A 16,806-nucleotide genomic window follows, 5' to 3' on the forward strand; every position below is an offset into this window, starting at 1 on the left:
CAGTTTGACGAAAACTCTACTTTTTAGACAGCCCCTTTATTAAAATACCCCTACCTCAAAGGTTTTATTATATACTCTTCTAAGCGTAAAATGATAAGCCTTTTAGACTTGCCTATCTTTTACCACCTGCCTTCTTTTGCGCTTCTGCTTGCTCCATCATTTCGCGCATTTTCTTTTGGAACTTGTTCTCCTTTTTAGGCTTCTTTTTGTTCTCTTGAATCTGTGCATGAATCTTATCCTCGTCCAAAATATATTTTTTGATCGCCAGCATAATAAAGATGGTAATCAAATTGGAGATGAAGTAATACAAACTCAAACCACTCGCGTAATTGTTGAAGAAGAACAACATCATCAATGGAGATAGATACATGATGAACTTCATATTAGGCATACCCGGTTGCTGTTGCATCTGCATGGTCTGCCCGGTTGTCAAAGTCATATAAAAGAAGATGGCAACCGACGCCAAAATTGGAAACAAACTTACATGGTCTCCATAGAAAGGAATCGCAAATGGAAGATTGAAAATGGTATCATACGATGATAAATCCTCTGCCCACAAAAACGATTTCTGCCTTAACGCAAACGAAGTTGGGAAGAACATAAACAGCGCATAGAAAATAGGTAACTGCATCAATGCAGGGATACATCCGCTCATCGGACTAACGCCTGCCTTGTTATACAGTTTCATGGTTTCTTGCTGCTTTTTCATTGCATTGTCCTTATGCTTCTCATTGATTTCTGTAATCTCAGGCTTCAACACTTTCATCTTTGCCTGCGACAGGTACGACTTATAGGTTACTGGTGACAAAGCCAACCGAACTAAAATCGTCATCACAATAATTGCAATACCAAAGGGCAAGAAAGAGCTCAAGAATCCATAGAAGGGCGTAAAAATATAGCGGTTGATCCACCCAAAAATTCCCCACCCAAAGGGAATTGAATCCGCAAGACCCAACTCTTTGTAGTCGTCCAATATGGCCACATCAGTAGGGCCATAATACCAGTACATATCCTCGGAAAGCTCTCCTCCTTTTACTTCCAATGGCACTTTGGAAGTATAGGCTTTTGTGAAAAGCGTTTCCTTACTTTCCTCTTCGACTAAATTTTTTGAACCAAGCTCTGCACTCTTAAAGTGTTTGTCAGTAGCTAAGATGGAACTGAAGAAGTGTTGACGATAAGAAAGCCATTTTACATCTACTTCCGTTTCCTCGTCAGACTCGCTGCTTTCCGAAAGTTTGCTGATTTTTCCACCATCATGGTTGTAGGTCAAACGGGTATACCTGTTTTCGTATTGAACACTTTTGTTATGTCGAATCCCTTTAAGGTTCCATTCCAAGTCGACAGGTCTGCCTGAGTTGATAACCCCATTTAAGCCCTGTGTGCGAATGGTAAAATCCACCAAATAATCGTTTGGTTTCATTTCATAACGGTACTCCAAAAAGCGATTATTATCAACCTTTGCTTTCATAGAAAGCACTTGGTTATCTCCACTGTTGGTAAGGGATGGTTCAAAGAATAAATCCCTGGTATTCAGCACTCGATTATCAGACGTGGAGAAGTTTATTCCAAAATCAGCATTGGCATCCTTGACCAAATATACAGGAACAGAATCGTACGTGACAAAATTTTTCATTCTGGCCTCAACAATCTGTCCACCCTTATTGCTAACCTCTAAATAAAGTACATCGTTCTCCAGCACAGAGGTCCCATCAGATGCGGTGGTAAAACCAAATGCTCCGACCGAACTTTTATAATCGGCCACAGCCACAGAATCCTGTAAATTGATGGGAGCTGGAGTCTCTTCCTCCACCACTTTGACGGCCTCTTCCTCCTTTGTATTTGCCTCAGCTTCTATTTTTGCCTGCTCGGCCTTCTGGGCCTCCAATTCTTCTGGTGTGGGTTGATTTTGGTAAAACATAAAAATGAGTATTCCAAAAATCAATACAAATCCAATTATGGAATTGATATCCAGCTTCTTTTCTTCCATGAAAGTTATTTAGTGAAAATCTTTATCTGCCTTTTCAGGTGGCAAATATATGTCCAAAACCGCAGTTTATGCCAAACTGGCATTAGTTTGTTGTTGTTTTTGGGCTAAAACCGCCTTTACAAAACCTACAAACAATGGATGCGGGTTGGCTACCGTACTTCGATATTCCGGATGGTACTGTACTCCTACGAACCATGGATGTGACGGAATTTCCACAACCTCTACCAATCCAGTTTTAGGATTGAGACCAGTTGCCAACAACCCTGCTTCTTCCATTTGGGTTTTGTAATCGTTATTGAACTCAAAGCGGTGGCGATGGCGTTCGGCAATTTCAGTAGTACCGTATACCTCATGCACCAAACTATTTTCTTTAAGTGTACAATCCCAAGCGCCCAAACGCATGGTACCTCCCATATCGGTCACCAATTTCTGCTCCTCCATTAGGGAAATGACAGGGTGCGCCGTATTTTCATCCATTTCTGTACTGTTGGCCCCTTCCAAGCCCAATACGGTTCTGGCAAATTCTATGACCGCCATTTGCATTCCCAAACAGATTCCTAAAAATGGAACATCATTCTCACGGGCATAGCGAACGGCCATAATCTTCCCTTCGATACCGCGTTCTCCAAAGCCGGGTGCCACCAAAATCCCATCCAATCCCATCAATTTTTTATCAATGTTATTGGCTGACAAATGTTCTGAGTGAATGGAACGCACCTCAACCTTTACCTCGTTTGCTGCTCCCGCATGGATAAAAGACTCCAATATGGATTTATAGGAATCCTGAAGTTCTACATATTTTCCGATAAGTCCGATCGTTACCTTATGCTTCGGATTCTTATGCTTTGCTAGGAATTGTTTCCACATTTCAAGGTTTGGCTCAGTTTCGTTGGAAAGTGCCAATTTCTCCAAAGCCACTTTGTCAAGTCCTTCTTCCTGCATCAAAATCGGCACATCATAAATAGTGGATGCATCAATGGATTGAATCACCGCTTCCTGCCTCACGTTGCAGAAAAGCGCCAATTTTTTCTTGATGTCATCTGAAATTTCATGCTCTGTTCGACACACAAGAATATCAGCCTTTATTCCACTTTCCATCAAGGTTTTGACCGAGTGCTGTGTTGGTTTGGTCTTTAATTCACCAGCTGCGGAAAGGAAAGGAACCAAGGTCAAATGTACCACTATGCCATTATTATCTCCCAATTCCCAAAGCAATTGCCTAACGGCTTCTATATAAGGTAATGATTCAATATCACCGACAGTACCTCCAATTTCAGTGATTACAATATCATAATCCCCACTTTTACCCAAGATTTGGATACGCTCTTTGATTTCATTGGTAATATGAGGGACTACCTGTACAGTCTTTCCAAGAAATTCTCCTTTGCGCTCTTTTTCGATGACACTTTGGTAGATTCTACCAGTGGTCACGTTGTTGGCCTGAGAGGTCTTAACGTTCAAGAATCTCTCGTAATGACCCAAATCCAAATCGGTCTCCGCTCCATCATGGGTCACATAACACTCGCCATGCTCATACGGATTCAAAGTGCCCGGATCCACATTAATATAGGGGTCTAACTTCTGTATTGTGGTTCGGTATCCTCGTGCCTGGAGTAGTTTGGCCAAGGATGCGGCGATAATTCCTTTTCCTAAAGAAGAAGTAACGCCCCCCGTAACAAAGATGTACTTGGTCTGTGACATATTTGGGATTTCTATTACGGGGTGTAAAGGTACAAATTGCCAACGGAATACCAGATTATTCCTTCGGAAATTCTTTCTGGATTTTTTTGATCATGGGTTCCAGGCCATTCTCCTTTATATCGAGCATAGTGGTGAGGTGCTCTCCAAGTTTTCCCTTCGGAAATCCTTGCTGTCTGAACCATACCAGATAAGCCAAGGGCAAATCGACCAAATACCTATCCTTGTATTTACCGAAAGGCATTTTATAATGTGCTAGCTCAAGCAGTTTCTGATGGTCGGGCTTTACTTTCATTTGAGTGTCTAAAGTACTATCTTTCCACAACATTAATTCCAACCATGAAAAGACGAAACTTTATTTCCACCTCCGCTGTGGGCGCAGCCGCTATGATGACCACAAATTCAATTGCTCAATCTAAACATATGGACAAAGATTTTACGTTAAAGAACAACATCAATCACAGCGTATGCCAATGGTGTTTTGCTGATTATCCACTCGAAGAGTTTCTAAAAATATTGAATGGGTTGGGCATAAAGGCGATTGATCTGATAGGTCCCAAAGATTGGCCGCTCCTTAAAAAATATGATATCCATTGTTCCATGTGCAATGGAGCTGAAATAAGTTTGACAGAAGGTTGGAATGATCCCAAAAATCATGAAACCTTAATCAAAAACTATACAGAGATAATTCCAAAAGTTGCTGAAGCCGGCTATACCAATCTTATCTGCTTTAGTGGAAATCGAAGGGGTATGAACGATTATGTAGGCCTCCAAAATTGCGTGGATGGATTATCCCAAATAATGCCTTTGGCGGAAAAACATGGGGTTGTGATCCAAATGGAATTGTTTAATCAGGTCAACCACCCCGACTATATGTGTGATAGTTCAATTTGGGGAGTTGAACTTTGCAAGCACTTGGGCAGTGACAATTTCAAGCTACTTTTTGATATCTACCACATGCAGATTCAAGAGGGCGATATTATCCGAAGTATTCAGAATTATCATCCCTATTTTGGGCACTACCATACCGCTGGGGTTCCAGGTAGAAATGAAATTGATGAAACCCAAGAATTGTATTATCCGGCAATTATGAAAGCCATTTTGGACACAGGCTACACAGGTTATGTTGCCCAAGAGTTCTTAACCACCTGGGATGACAAAATAGAAGCACTTAAAGATGGATTTACCCGCTGCGATGTTTAGGATCATAAAAAAGGTATTGCTTCTTACCGTGACGGTGTCACTTGCGGTTTCGTGCAATTCCAATGATAGGAAAGATAGATTACCTAAAATTGCAATTGCTGGTATTGCTATAGAGTCCAGCACTTTTTCTCCCGCCAAAACGCACGAAGAAGCATTTCATCCGGTTACCGGAGATAAAATCTTTGATGCCTATCCATTTTTTCATCTGGATTCTTTGCATCGGAATCGAGCTGAGTGGGTACCTACATTAAGGGGGAGGTCCCTCCCCGGAGGTATCGTAACCCGGGAAGCCTACGAATCCATGGTAACAAAAACCTTGGATACCCTCAAAATGTACATGCCCTATGATGGTTTATTTTTTGATATCCATGGTGCCATGAGTGTTGAGGGATTGGATGACCCCGAAGGTGATTTTATCCAAAGAATAAGGGAAATGATTGGCACGGAAACCGTGATTTCCACTTCCATGGACCTTCATGGGAACGTATCCAAACGCTTGGCAAAACATACTGATTTGATTACCTGCTATCGCATGGCTCCACATGAGGACGCATTGGAATCCAAAAAAAGGGCGGTCACCAATCTGTTGGACAGAATTGAAAGTGGTAATGGGAAACCAACTTACAAAGCGTGGATTCCTGTACCTATTTTATTGCCAGGGGAAAAAACAAGTACCCGAATAGAACCCGGAAAAAGTTTATATGCTGAAGTTGCTCCAACCACTGAACAGGACGGTATATTGGATGCAGCCATTTGGATGGGGTACCCCTGGGCCGATGAACCTAGAAATCACGGCGTGGTCATGGTTACGGGAGATGACAAGGAAAAGGTAAGTGAAGCGGCTGAAAAGCTGGCTAACAATTTCTGGAACTTTCGAAACGAATTTGTATTTGTGGCTCCAACGGCAACTTTAAAAGAGAGTTTGGACATGGCGGTTTCCAGTGATGAGACTCCTTTTATCATAAGCGATATGGGTGACAATCCAACCGCTGGAGGTGCAGGTGATGTAACCTGGACCTTGCAAAAGATTTTGGAACGACCAGAGTTCAAGACAGAAGATGGTCCCTCTCTTATTTATGCATCGATTCCCGGTCCAGATTTTGTTGAAAAAGCAGTCGAGATTGGAGTGGGCGGAAAAATAAAGGCCACTGCAGGTGCAAAGGTCGATAACAGATATGCTCCACCTATCGAACTTTCTGGAACAATTACCGCCATCGTTCATGGAGACAAACATGCCGAGACGGAAGTAGTAGTCCAGGTTGGTAGTGTAAACGTTATTGTTACCAAGAAAAGAAAGCCCTATCATAAAGAAGTAGATTTTACCAGACTGGATTTAAATCCCAGAACGGCGGATATCGTGGTTGTTAAAATTGGCTATCTGGTACCCGAATTATATGATATGCGAGGAGGTTGGATCATGGCGCTGACCCCAGGAGGTGTGGATCAAGATTTGGAACGATTGGATTATAAAAGAATCCAAAGGCCCATGTTTCCTCTCGATAAGGATATGGAAGATCCAGACCTGACTGCTCGCATAATTCCTGCTTCCCATAAATAGTCTTAAGAATTCATATTTCACATCTTTGTTTTATTAAATCTAATCCAAGTAAATACTCATACATGAAGCAATTCCTTTTCTTAGTCAATTTTTGTTTAATGACCACCTACTCCATCGCCCAGACCAAGCAAGATTCCTTGGATATAAAACAAGTTGCCTTGGATTACATTGAATCGCAGCATAATGTAAAACCCGAGCAGTTTGAACGTGCAGCCCACCCAAGGATGGTCAAGCGAACCTTTTGGACAGATAAACAAACTCAGAAGGAATACTTAAGGGAAACCTTTACCGATGCCATGGTTTTGCTTGCGGAGACCTACAATAAAAATGGCGATAAATTCCCTATACAACCCAAAAAAGAGGTCATCATTCTGGACATCTATGATAAAACAGCTTCCGTAAAGTTGATTGCAGACGACTGGATTGACTATATGCACATCATTAAACTCAACGGTAAATGGCAGATTATAAATGTCCTCTGGCAGTTTAACGATTCATCCCAACAATAATATTGCAGATTCGAAAAACCCAACAACAATCTTTTATAAAATGGCAAAACAAAAATTAACAATTGTCGCCCAAATCTGGGCAAAAGAAGAAAAAAGAGAGCTGGTCAAAAGTGAACTACTAAAACTTATTGATACAACCAGAGCAGAAGAGGGATGTATCAACTATGACCTGCATCAAGATAACGAGAACCCAAATCTCTTTCTTTTTTATGAGAATTGGGAAAGCTACGACCTATGGCAAAAACATATGAAAAATACCCACTTGGCTGACTATATGAAGGCAACTGAAGGTGCTGTAGCAGATTTTACTTTGAATGAAATGACCATAATCGGATAGCGGTCATTCTTGATTCTCGGCTAGTGCCTTCGCAATTTTCTTGTTCCATTCCCGCTGTTTATCAGCATTTCTGGAAAAGTTGGTTTCCCAATCGTATTGGCTCTGAAATTCCTTGAGCTCATTCAAGGTTTCCTTATAAATTTTTCGAATTTCGGCCTTTACATTATCTGAAAAGGAAGTTCGCTTTAGCTTGTTGCGCATTTTGCGCGCAAAGAGTTCGGTAATATCAAAATGCAGGCGTTCATGGCTTAGGATCAAATCATCACATATCAATGGTTTGTACCATGACTCATTTGGATAGAAATAGGCGTTGACCTCGTAATCCAGTTCCACTTCATGATGAATCAAATTGGCCGAATATTTATAACTGATACCACTGGCCGTTGTTGCTGCAGGTACAGCAGCTGGGGGAACTTTTCCTTTAAAATCAGACCAATTAAGCTCTAGCTCCGGATTCCATAAAACACCTTCTTCAATTTCTTGGGCAAGACCAGAGAAACTAAATAAAAGAAGACATCCTATGCAAACTATTTTATCCAATGGAATTCAATGACTTTTTCAATATCAGGGTGCAAACTGTAGTGCACCGGGCATGTGTTTGCAGTGTTTTCCAAAATCTTCTGATGCTTTTCAGAAACATTGGATGGAAGTTCAATTTTTACCTCAATTTTGGCAATCCGACGTGGATTGGCAGCCATATGCTTGGTAACTTCAGCAGTAGATCCAGCAAGATCAACCTCCAAATCCCTCGCTTTGATTCCCATCATCGTCATCATACAACTTGCCAAACCTGTAGCAACCGTATCCGTTGGGGAAAATGCTTGCCCTAAACCGTTGTTGTCCACAGGAGCATCTGTAATAAATTCATTGCCTGATCTAAGATGCAAACATGTGGTGCGCAATTCGCCGGTATAGGTAACTTTAGAGGTCATTCAATTGTATTTCCTTGATTCGTAGATTATCGTATTCCATTAAATAGGAAGCTCGGTTAAAATAACCGGAAGACCAGTTGTTGATATAATCAAAACTATTCCCCGTATATTCGGTAAGTCCTATGATTTTGGAAGTTTCAAAAAGATTGTTCTTGTGTGCCAACTTGAGTAAAATATCAAAGGTCACATCAAAACCTCGTACCGCATAGCGATCAGGTCTCAATCCCCTATACTTTTTTCTATAGGCACGTGTAAATGCATCATTACCCGATTCCCTATAGAATGATGGGAATGCGAACTTAAGATTGGACAAATGCGTTACCTGGACCGCATCATCTTCAAATGCGCTGCTATAGTTGGTAGTGAACATTCGTACGGAGATTTCCTCCGTGATGGCAGAATTCAAAATAGAACTGACACTTGATACCATATTGGCCTGGTCGGTTTCCACAAATACCCAATTTTCCTTCTCTTCGGACAATTGAATCAGGAATTCATCCAAGTGCAACGATTTGTTATCAATGATTTTTGCGATCTGCGCCGCCGGAAACTTTGATAAAATGGAGTCATGGGCCACCTGATGCGTGGAGTCCGCAATAATCACCACATTTTGGTCCGTGTGTATCTTTTGCATGTACGACAGCATCTTGTCACGAAGTACCGCCTCCGTGGGCACGGTATAAAAAACGTTGGTATGACTTAATGGTCGTTGTGAGGCTACCGGAGCTATTACAGGGATGTTGTTTGCTGCCGCCTGAACCGCTACCTCATCCAAAGAGTTTCCAGAAATAGGTCCTATAATCGCATTTACCCCATTAAGGTTTTCCCTGAACAATATCTCTTTTACCTTAGCTTGATTCAGTTCTGTATCGAAAGTTTTGACATCAACGGAAATTCCCATTTTTTTAATGGAATCCAAGGCTACCATGGCTCCAGAATAGAATCCAAGGCTTATACTGAGATCCCGTCTTGTCTTTATCTGATTGGTAGTCTTTTTCGAGTCGTTGATATTTATCCTATCCAATCTAAAAGGAAGCATAAACACCAAACTTGGTCTATTTTGAACGTTGACACTATCAATAAGATTGATTTTATCCAGAATCAAAGCGTTCTTTACTTCCAAACCTTCGGCGTTTGCTCTGGGAAGTTTCAACACCATTCCAGCTTTTAGACCATTTTCCAAATCTGGATTTAACTGATACAAACTGTCTCTGGTAATTTTCAGGTTTTGCGTCAATCTGAAAATATTTTGTTTCGGCTTCACCTCATAAAAGATGAAATTTTCGGTATTGACTTCTCCTGAGACATCCTTTTTCTTGGGCAATCTGATGACCATCCCTTCTTTTAGTCCACCCCGTTCCAAAATCTCAGGATTCAATTTTATGATGGAATCCTGTGTAATACCGTATTCCTTCCACAAGCTATACAGCGTCTTTTTAGGTGGCACGGTAAACGAAGTAAAAAGGTCCACTTGTTGGTCCTCCAGACTGTCCCCTTTGGGTCTAGGTAATTTTAATTCCTGTCCAACCGCCAGATAACTTGAGTTCTTATCCAAATCAGGATTCAAGGCCACCATACTATCGATGGTAATTCCATATTTATGGGCGATGCTCCAACGGGTTTCCTTAGGAAGTACGGTGTAAGTCTCAAAATCCAACTCCCTTTCATCCTCTTCGGTGCGCTCCGGGTATTCCGGAATCTGCAGTACCATGCCTTTTTTAAGAGGTTCTGCATATAACTGCCTGTTATAGCGCTTTAATTGCTCCTCTGTTATTTCATATTTCTGCGTGAGCCCGAACAGCGTCTCTCTTTTCCGTACGCGATGCCGTCTGAAACCAATGGGTTTGTCTTCTTCCTGTACTTCCTCCTGCTTAGGTTTTTCTTCTTCCTTGATCACATTGCCATCCAAAGGAATTATGAGAATCGTATTCACTTTGATGTCGGCTGCTGTCTTGATTTCTTTGTTGGACTGTAAAATGGTGTATGGAGTGACTCGATATTGTCGAGAAATACTTTGTAATGTTTCGCCCTCCTTAACCACATGGGTGGTCCGATCTTGGGCCAAAACCTGGACTGTTGCCAGCAAAAAAACAATTAAACCGAGTACTAAAACACTTTTTTTCATTCCCATTCTATAGTTGCAGGTGGCTTAGAACTAATGTCATACACTACTCTATTAACGCCTTTGACCTTATTTATTATATCATTGGAGGTTTTTTGTAAAAATTCATAGGGTAAATTCACCCAATCTGCCGTCATTCCATCAGTACTTTCTACCGCTCTCAGCGCCACACATTTTTCATATGTACGTTCATCACCCATAACCCCTACACTATTTACGGGCAAAAGCATGGCTCCGGCCTGCCAGACCTTATCATAAAGCCCCCATTTTTTCAATCCATCAATAAAAATGGCATCAACTTCTTGTAATATAGACACCTTTTCAGCCGTAATGTCACCCAAAATACGTATGCCCAGACCTGGACCTGGAAATGGGTGGCGGCCAAGAATATTTTCATCCATACCCAAATTTTTGCCTACTCGTCTTACCTCATCCTTGAACAACAACTGCAAAGGTTCTACAATCTTGAGCTTCATATAGTCCGGTAATCCTCCAACATTATGGTGACTCTTAATCACTGCTGATGGGCCACCACTGGCCGAAACCGATTCTATTCTATCAGGATAAATAGTTCCTTGGGCCAACCATTTTGCATTTTCAACCTTATGCGACTCATCATCAAAAACCTCGATAAAGACCCTTCCGATAATTTTTCTTTTCGCTTCCGGTTCGGATTCTCCCTTCAGGGCTTCCAAAAAGCGTGCCGAAGCATCTACCCCCTTCACATTCAACCCCATATGTTTGTACTGATCAAGAACGCTTTCGAATTCATTTTTTCGAAGCAATCCATTGTTCACAAAAATACAGTGCAGGTGTGGGCCAATCGCTTTGTGCAGCAACATTGCAGCCACACTGGAATCTACACCTCCGGAAAGTCCCAAAATGACTTTTTCATCGCCAATTTGCGCTTTAAGTTCAGCAACCGTGGTCTCTATAAAGGCATCTGGTGTCCAATCTTGTTTTAAACCTGCGATTTTGACCAGAAAGTTTTCCAATAACTGCTTTCCATCTTTGGTGTGATAAACCTCTGGGTGAAATTGAATGCCGAATGTCTGTTCACCTTCAATTCTAAATGCGGCATTTTCCACATCATGGGTACTGGCCAAACGAACAGCTCCCTCTGGAAGTTCCTTAATCGTATCACTATGGCTCATCCAAACTTGGCTACCTACATCCAGACCTTCCAAAAAGGTTTCCTCTCCCTTAACCATGGAAAGATTTGCACGTCCATATTCACGGGTTGCAGATGGTGCTACGTTACCACCATTGAAATGCGAAAGATATTGGGCTCCATAACAAATGCCCAATAAGGGCTTTTTTCCTTTAATCTCCGATAAATCAGGATGAGGGGCATCTTCGCTCCTTACTGAAAACGGCGACCCTGAAAGAATAACGGCCTGGAAGTCCGATAAATCTTTGGGAGGATTGTTATATGGTTTGATTTCTGAGTAAATATTTAGCTCGCGGACCCTTCGTGCAATCAACTGGGTGTACTGGGAGCCAAAATCTAGGATAAGTACGTTGTTTTGCATGGGCAAAAATAGCAATTTGCAGCAGTTGAAAAACTATCTTTTAAAGGATATTTATCACAAGCTTTTTAAACAACATTTTTACCCATTACAGCATGCCGATTTTAGGTAGATAACGACCTCTTTTTAAGTGAATTTTTCATATCATCACCCTAATGTTAACTAAATAAAAAAATGAGCTTATCAAAAGTGATACTTTTACAATAAGAGGTAATGTAGTTTTTTTCTTAACAATTTTCATTATTTCTTTGCGCTACTAAACACACCAAAATGATCAAAGGTTTTATTTTCGATTTGGACGGCGTAATCACCGATACTGCCGAATTACACTTTGAAGCCTGGAAAACGCTAGCCGATGAAAAGGGTTGGGATTTCGACCGGGAAATCAATGACCAGCTCAGGGGAATTTCCCGATTGGACTCAATCCAGGTGATATTGGACCACAATGGAATTACCTTGGACGATACCACCAAGATGGATTTAGCTACCAAGAAAAATGATATTTATGTAAAGAGCCTTGATGCCATGACTCCGGAGGATTATCTACCGGGAGCTAAGGAACTATTGACGCATCTAAGAACGGAAGGGTTTGCTGTCGCTTTGGGAAGCTCAAGTAAAAATGCCGAAAAAGTGCTCGAACAATTGAACGCATCGGCTTATTTCGATATTATCGGCGATGGCCACAGTGTTACGAAAAGTAAACCTGCGCCAGATATTTTTCTCTACGCAGCTGAAAAATTGAATCTGCAACCCGAAGACTGCATCGTATTTGAAGACGCCGAAAGAGGGGTCGATGCTGCCAAAATTGGTGGATTTTATAGTGTGGGCATTGGTCCAAAAGATAGGGTCGGTCACGCCGATTTACGCTTTGAAACTATGGCGGAAGCCACCCTTTTTGAGGTGAAGGCGCACTTTAAGGAATTATTCCGTTAATCTATTCTTTTTCATATAGTTGGCGTAAATCCTTACTTTTAAGGAAAGCCAGCCTCAATGAAACATTTTCTGCCATTTTTCTTGGTGACCTTTTTAATTGTCGCTCCCGCTAGGTCACAACAGAACAATCCAAAGATTGATAGCATATTAAGGATTATTGATGAAACCTCGATAGACTCAGTCAAGGCAAGAAATTATTTAGAGCTGTCTGATCTGACCATGTACAACGATCAGCATAAGACTCTTGAGTATATAGAAAAAGCAAGGTTCCTTTATAAAAAATCGACTGATTTAAAGGGGATTGCCAAACTCTATGCCCAAAAAGCAAACTATTATTATAGGCTTGGACAAATTGATTCCGCCCGAACCAACCTTCTAAATTCCGTAAATACTTCCCTAAAAATCGGTGATACATTGAGAGCCGCGGTAATACGCCACAATATTGCAATTTTAGACCATTACCAGGGAAACAGCACTAGTGCAACGGAAATCATGAAAATCAATATTCCCGTATTTGCGAGATATAAGGATAGTCTACACTTGGCCAATGCCCACCTTTTTGAAGGTAAAATAGCCCAGTACAAAGGATATTACAATATTGGATTGAAAGAGACTTACAAAGCGCTCAAAATACATGAGAATTTAGGTGATGATTTTAGGATTGCCGAGGATATGTTCCAGATTGGTCTCATTTACCAATCAATGAACGAACATAAAAGTGCCATTGCTATTTTCGAGGAAAGCATTGTTTTTTATGACAAGGTCCAAAATGAACAAAGCAAGGCCCAGGTATTAAATTATTTGGCGGACTCCCACACGATTCTGAAAAATTATCAAGATGCCGAAGAACTTGTAAAAAAATCATTGGAGTTATCCAAAAAGCTAAAATACAATGCCAACATAGCAAGGGCGTACGAGAATTGGGGTACTTTAAAATTTAAACAAGGTGATTACGATGCATCCATTGAATACTATCAAAACAGTTTTAACACCTGGAAATCAATAGGTTCACAAAATAACCAAGCCAATCTTTTTTGTTTTTTAGGAAAATCATACGCTGCCAAAAACAATCATCCCCGGGCCCTTCAGTACTTCAATCAAAGCCTGAACATTCTAAAAGATGTAAACTATCCTGATATACTAAATACTGTGCTTTTGGAAAAGGCAAAATCAGAAGAATTCCTAGGTAATTATAAAGAAGCGCTGGCGAGTTTCAAACAAAACAAAATCCTTAGTGATTCTATTTTTACAGTGGAGCAGGCCACCGCTACCCAAGAGTTAAAAACCATCTACGAAACAGAAAAAAAAGAACAACAAATTGCTCTTCAAGAGAAAGAGATTACCGTTTTGGAACAAAAGGCAGAGATCAGTACACTACAAAAAATACTGTTGGGGGGCTTGCTAGTTCTTTCACTTATTGGTTTTTATGGTATCCGTCAAAAATTAAAACGTAACAAGCTCGAAAAAGAGAAAGTGGATGCAGAACTCGCCTTTAAAAAGAAAGAACTCACCACCCATGCCCTACATCTGGCCAAAAAAAATGAGGTATTGGAAGGGCTTAAACAAAAAGCCGAAGAGCTAAAAGCCAGTGAAGAATCCAAAAAAGGCTACCAACAACTCATACGAACCATCAACTTTGATTTGCAGGACGACAATAACTGGGAAAACTTTTCTCGTTACTTCGAAGAGGTCCATAAGGACTTTAACAGCAATGTAAAATTAAAATACCCCCAGATCACTTCAAACGAACTTCGCCTTTTGGCTCTCTTAAAGATGAATCTGTCCTCCAAAGAGATAGCCAATATCCTTAATATTTCTCCAGAGGGCATCAAAAAAGCACGTTACCGTCTTCGTAAAAAACTGGACATCACCACAGAGGACTCTTTACAGGATTTGGTACTATCACTTTAACACATAGACACCTTATGTAATCTTTTCTTTTTCAGAAAGTTGGAAGTTATTACCTATTTTTAGTAGGTAATCAATCCCTATGAAACTCTCAAAACCACTCTTCCTTCTTTTTTTCCAATTCTGTTTGTGTGTTGTTGCTCAAGAAAATAAAAGATTGGACAGCTTATTGAACGTTCTTAAAACACAAGAAGAGGATACCTTAAAAGTTGGTACCCTAGAAGAACTGTTCTTGGAGGAGTTTTATACGGATCCAGCAAAAGCTAAAAAATATATTGACCAAAGTCTTGTTCTTTCTAAAAAACTGGGTTTTGCAGATGGAGAAGGATTTGCCAATTACTATCTGGGCGCTGGTTATTATCAAACTATTGGTAAAAATGATTCTGCTAGCTATTATATTAATGAAGCGCTTTCAATATTCAAACGTATAAATCACGAAGAATATATCGTTAAGATGACAAATGCTTTGGGTGTTGTCGAGTACACCTCCGGAAATTACCAAAAAGCAATAGAATATTATAATGTAGGCATTGATTACTCCAGAAAGTACAAACATTGGGACAATTTAGCCAATAGGCTTGGCAACAAATCCTTGGCTTATATTAATAAAGGAGATTATAACCTTGGGGTCAAATACTCCATCGAATCGCTAAAATTGTTTGATAGTTTAAGTTCACAGTCCAATACCCTGCAACTTAAAATCCATACTGCTACTGCCGCTGTTCGAGTTGGATACGCTGAAATGGGACTGGAAAATTATAAAAAAGCCCTAGAATACTTTAATCGTGCTTTGGATATTTATGTTGGAATAGACGATGTGATCCATATGGGACACACCTATTCTGATATTGGCAATGTGCATTTAGAACTTGGAGAATATGATACCGCTATCGAAAATTATCTAAAAACCCTTGATATAGCAAAAGAAAAAGCAGTTCCAATAATGAACGGTTATGTTTTGGTTAACCTAGGCAAGGCCTATAGAAAAAAAGGGGATTATGGGAAAGCCCTATCCATTCTTAAAGAAGGGTTGCCTATTAATAAACAGTTTGGGACAAAGGATGATCTTGCCCTTAATTTGAAACAATTGGGGCATACTTATATGAAAAAAGGTGACTTGGATCAAGCCCTATTATTTTTTAACAAGTCTATCGCTTTAGCTGATTCAATCAATGCCGCAGAAATTTTATCTGAAGCCTCTTTGAACAGGGCCGAAGCTTATGTCGAGCTAGGTCAATATCAGAATGCATACCTGGATCAAAAGAAACATCAATTCATCAGTGATAGTATTTTCAATGTCAAAAAATCGCAACAAATTGAAGAATTACGCACGATTTATGATACCGAAAAAAAAGAACAACAGATTGCTCTTCAAGAAAAGGAGATTACTGTTTTGGAACAAAAAGCGGAAATAAGCACGTTACAAAAATTACTTTTAGGAGGCTTGCTTGTACTTTCGCTGATTGGATTTTATGGTATACGTCAAAAATTAAAGCGCAACAAACTCGAAAAAGAGAAAGTCGACGCCGAACTGGCCTTTAAAAGGAAGGAACTCACTACCCACGCACTGCATTTAGCCAAAAAGAACGAGGTTTTGGAAAGTTTAAAGCAAAAGGCCCAAGAACTCAAAGAGAACGAGGAATCCAAAAAAGGGTATCAACAACTCATCCGGACAATCAATTTTGATTTACAAGATGATAACAACTGGCAAAACTTTTCACGCTATTTTGAAGAAGTCCATAAAGATTTCAATAGCAGCGTAAAATCAAAATATCCTCAAGTCACTTCAAATGAGCTACGTTTATTGGCCCTATTAAAAATGAATTTATCCTCAAAAGAGATTGCCAATATCCTGAATATTTCACCAGAAGGCATTAAAAAAGCCCGATATCGTCTTCGTAAAAAATTGGAAATCACCACAGAAGACTCTCTTCAAGATTTGGTGCTTAGCCTTTAGGCACAGGCTTTTTCAAAGCTGTCCACTAATTGTCCCATATTTATTTTCAAGGTGTCCACCGGTTGTCCACCCTCATTTTTTCATTGCTCTAAATCAGCGCTTTAGGTTTGTGGTGTTATGCATTAGCACATAA

The 16,806-nt window shown here is 40.3% G+C and carries 14 protein-coding genes; 7 read left to right on the top strand and 7 right to left on the bottom strand.

Annotated features, from left to right (window positions below):
- Positions 1-112: 112 nt before the first annotated feature.
- The 3 genes from yidC to ACULLH_RS15175 form a co-directional block, all read right to left on the bottom strand.
- Positions 113-1,987, bottom strand: a complete 1,875-nt coding sequence (gene yidC / locus ACULLH_RS15165; RefSeq protein ID WP_454089594.1) for a membrane protein insertase YidC — start codon at positions 1,985-1,987, stop codon at positions 113-115.
- 66 nt (positions 1,988-2,053) lie between these two features.
- On the bottom strand, positions 2,054-3,688 hold the full coding sequence (locus ACULLH_RS15170) for a CTP synthase (RefSeq protein ID WP_454089595.1): 1,635 nt from the start codon (positions 3,686-3,688) through the stop codon (positions 2,054-2,056).
- A 55-nt stretch (positions 3,689-3,743) separates the two neighbouring features.
- Positions 3,744-3,980 carry a DUF3820 family protein gene (locus tag ACULLH_RS15175; RefSeq protein WP_454089596.1) on the bottom strand — a complete coding sequence of 79 codons (237 nt, stop codon included), beginning with the start codon at positions 3,978-3,980 and terminating at the stop codon, positions 3,744-3,746.
- Between the two features lie 44 nt (positions 3,981-4,024).
- Here ACULLH_RS15175 and ACULLH_RS15180 point away from each other — a divergent pair, with 44 nt between their 5' ends.
- The 4 genes from ACULLH_RS15180 to ACULLH_RS15195 all read left to right on the top strand — a co-directional run bounded on the left by ACULLH_RS15180 (position 4,025) and on the right by ACULLH_RS15195 (position 7,292).
- Positions 4,025-4,888: a hydroxypyruvate isomerase family protein gene (locus tag ACULLH_RS15180; RefSeq protein ID WP_454089597.1), complete on the top strand. Its 864-nt coding sequence runs from the start codon at positions 4,025-4,027 to the stop codon at positions 4,886-4,888.
- Positions 4,881-6,446: a M81 family metallopeptidase gene (locus tag ACULLH_RS15185; RefSeq protein ID WP_454089641.1), complete on the top strand. Its 1,566-nt coding sequence runs from the start codon at positions 4,881-4,883 to the stop codon at positions 6,444-6,446. The genes ACULLH_RS15180 and ACULLH_RS15185 overlap by 8 nt, the downstream gene beginning before the upstream one ends.
- Positions 6,447-6,544: 98 nt before the next feature.
- Complete coding sequence (locus tag ACULLH_RS15190; RefSeq protein WP_454089598.1) at positions 6,545-6,955, top strand: nuclear transport factor 2 family protein; 411 nt, start codon at positions 6,545-6,547, stop codon at positions 6,953-6,955.
- A gap of 40 nt (positions 6,956-6,995) precedes the next feature.
- Positions 6,996-7,292: a putative quinol monooxygenase gene (locus ACULLH_RS15195; protein WP_454089599.1), complete on the top strand. Its 297-nt coding sequence runs from the start codon at positions 6,996-6,998 to the stop codon at positions 7,290-7,292.
- Between the two features lie 3 nt (positions 7,293-7,295).
- On the opposite strand, the gene ACULLH_RS15200 is transcribed toward ACULLH_RS15195, so the two are convergent.
- Genes ACULLH_RS15200 through guaA form a run of 4 tightly spaced genes read right to left on the bottom strand, consistent with a single transcriptional unit; the run spans position 7,296 to position 11,878 of the window.
- Positions 7,296-7,832: a DUF922 domain-containing protein gene (locus ACULLH_RS15200; protein WP_454089600.1), complete on the bottom strand. Its 537-nt coding sequence runs from the start codon at positions 7,830-7,832 to the stop codon at positions 7,296-7,298.
- Complete coding sequence (locus ACULLH_RS15205; RefSeq protein WP_454089601.1) at positions 7,820-8,224, bottom strand: OsmC family protein; 405 nt, start codon at positions 8,222-8,224, stop codon at positions 7,820-7,822. Before ACULLH_RS15205 ends, ACULLH_RS15200 begins: the two co-directional genes overlap by 13 nt.
- Positions 8,214-10,349: a LysM peptidoglycan-binding domain-containing protein gene (locus ACULLH_RS15210; protein ID WP_454089602.1), complete on the bottom strand. Its 2,136-nt coding sequence runs from the start codon at positions 10,347-10,349 to the stop codon at positions 8,214-8,216. The genes ACULLH_RS15205 and ACULLH_RS15210 overlap by 11 nt, the downstream gene beginning before the upstream one ends.
- Positions 10,346-11,878 carry a glutamine-hydrolyzing GMP synthase gene (gene guaA / locus ACULLH_RS15215; RefSeq protein ID WP_454089603.1) on the bottom strand — a complete coding sequence of 511 codons (1,533 nt, stop codon included), beginning with the start codon at positions 11,876-11,878 and terminating at the stop codon, positions 10,346-10,348. The genes ACULLH_RS15210 and guaA overlap by 4 nt, the downstream gene beginning before the upstream one ends.
- Before the next feature lie 267 nt (positions 11,879-12,145).
- On the opposite strand from guaA, the gene pgmB reads away from it, so the two are divergent.
- The 3 genes from pgmB to ACULLH_RS15230 all read left to right on the top strand — a co-directional run bounded on the left by pgmB (position 12,146) and on the right by ACULLH_RS15230 (position 16,673).
- Positions 12,146-12,808, top strand: coding sequence for a beta-phosphoglucomutase (gene pgmB, locus ACULLH_RS15220; protein ID WP_454089604.1), 663 nt, complete (start codon positions 12,146-12,148; stop codon positions 12,806-12,808).
- Between the two features lie 57 nt (positions 12,809-12,865).
- The gene (locus tag ACULLH_RS15225; RefSeq protein WP_454089605.1) at positions 12,866-14,719 is read left to right on the top strand and encodes a tetratricopeptide repeat protein; all 1,854 of its coding nucleotides are present in this window, start codon (positions 12,866-12,868) and stop codon (positions 14,717-14,719) included.
- A 79-nt stretch (positions 14,720-14,798) separates the two neighbouring features.
- Entirely contained in the window at positions 14,799-16,673 is a 1,875-nt protein-coding gene (locus ACULLH_RS15230; RefSeq protein WP_454089606.1) for a tetratricopeptide repeat protein, read from the top strand.
- Positions 16,674-16,806: the final 133 nt, after the last annotated feature.

This window comes from Flagellimonas sp. 2504JD4-2, from assembly GCF_053642935.1.

What these genes read in the sequence shown, in the direction of transcription:
- yidC (WP_454089594.1), bottom strand. Translation starts at nt 1,987, where the DNA reads ATGGAAGAAAAGAAGCTGGATATCAATTCCATAATTGGATTTGTATTG.
- ACULLH_RS15170 (WP_454089595.1), bottom strand. Translation starts at nt 3,688, where the DNA reads ATGTCACAGACCAAGTACATCTTTGTTACGGGGGGCGTTACTTCTTCT.
- ACULLH_RS15175 (WP_454089596.1), bottom strand. Translation starts at nt 3,980, where the DNA reads ATGAAAGTAAAGCCCGACCATCAGAAACTGCTTGAGCTAGCACATTAT.
- ACULLH_RS15180 (WP_454089597.1), top strand. Translation starts at nt 4,025, where the DNA reads ATGAAAAGACGAAACTTTATTTCCACCTCCGCTGTGGGCGCAGCCGCT.
- ACULLH_RS15185 (WP_454089641.1), top strand. Translation starts at nt 4,881, where the DNA reads ATGTTTAGGATCATAAAAAAGGTATTGCTTCTTACCGTGACGGTGTCA.
- ACULLH_RS15190 (WP_454089598.1), top strand. Translation starts at nt 6,545, where the DNA reads ATGACCACCTACTCCATCGCCCAGACCAAGCAAGATTCCTTGGATATA.
- ACULLH_RS15195 (WP_454089599.1), top strand. Translation starts at nt 6,996, where the DNA reads ATGGCAAAACAAAAATTAACAATTGTCGCCCAAATCTGGGCAAAAGAA.
- ACULLH_RS15205 (WP_454089601.1), bottom strand. Translation starts at nt 8,224, where the DNA reads ATGACCTCTAAAGTTACCTATACCGGCGAATTGCGCACCACATGTTTG.
- ACULLH_RS15210 (WP_454089602.1), bottom strand. Translation starts at nt 10,349, where the DNA reads ATGAAAAAAAGTGTTTTAGTACTCGGTTTAATTGTTTTTTTGCTGGCA.
- guaA (WP_454089603.1), bottom strand. Translation starts at nt 11,878, where the DNA reads ATGCAAAACAACGTACTTATCCTAGATTTTGGCTCCCAGTACACCCAG.
- pgmB (WP_454089604.1), top strand. Translation starts at nt 12,146, where the DNA reads ATGATCAAAGGTTTTATTTTCGATTTGGACGGCGTAATCACCGATACT.
- ACULLH_RS15225 (WP_454089605.1), top strand. Translation starts at nt 12,866, where the DNA reads ATGAAACATTTTCTGCCATTTTTCTTGGTGACCTTTTTAATTGTCGCT.
- ACULLH_RS15230 (WP_454089606.1), top strand. Translation starts at nt 14,799, where the DNA reads ATGAAACTCTCAAAACCACTCTTCCTTCTTTTTTTCCAATTCTGTTTG.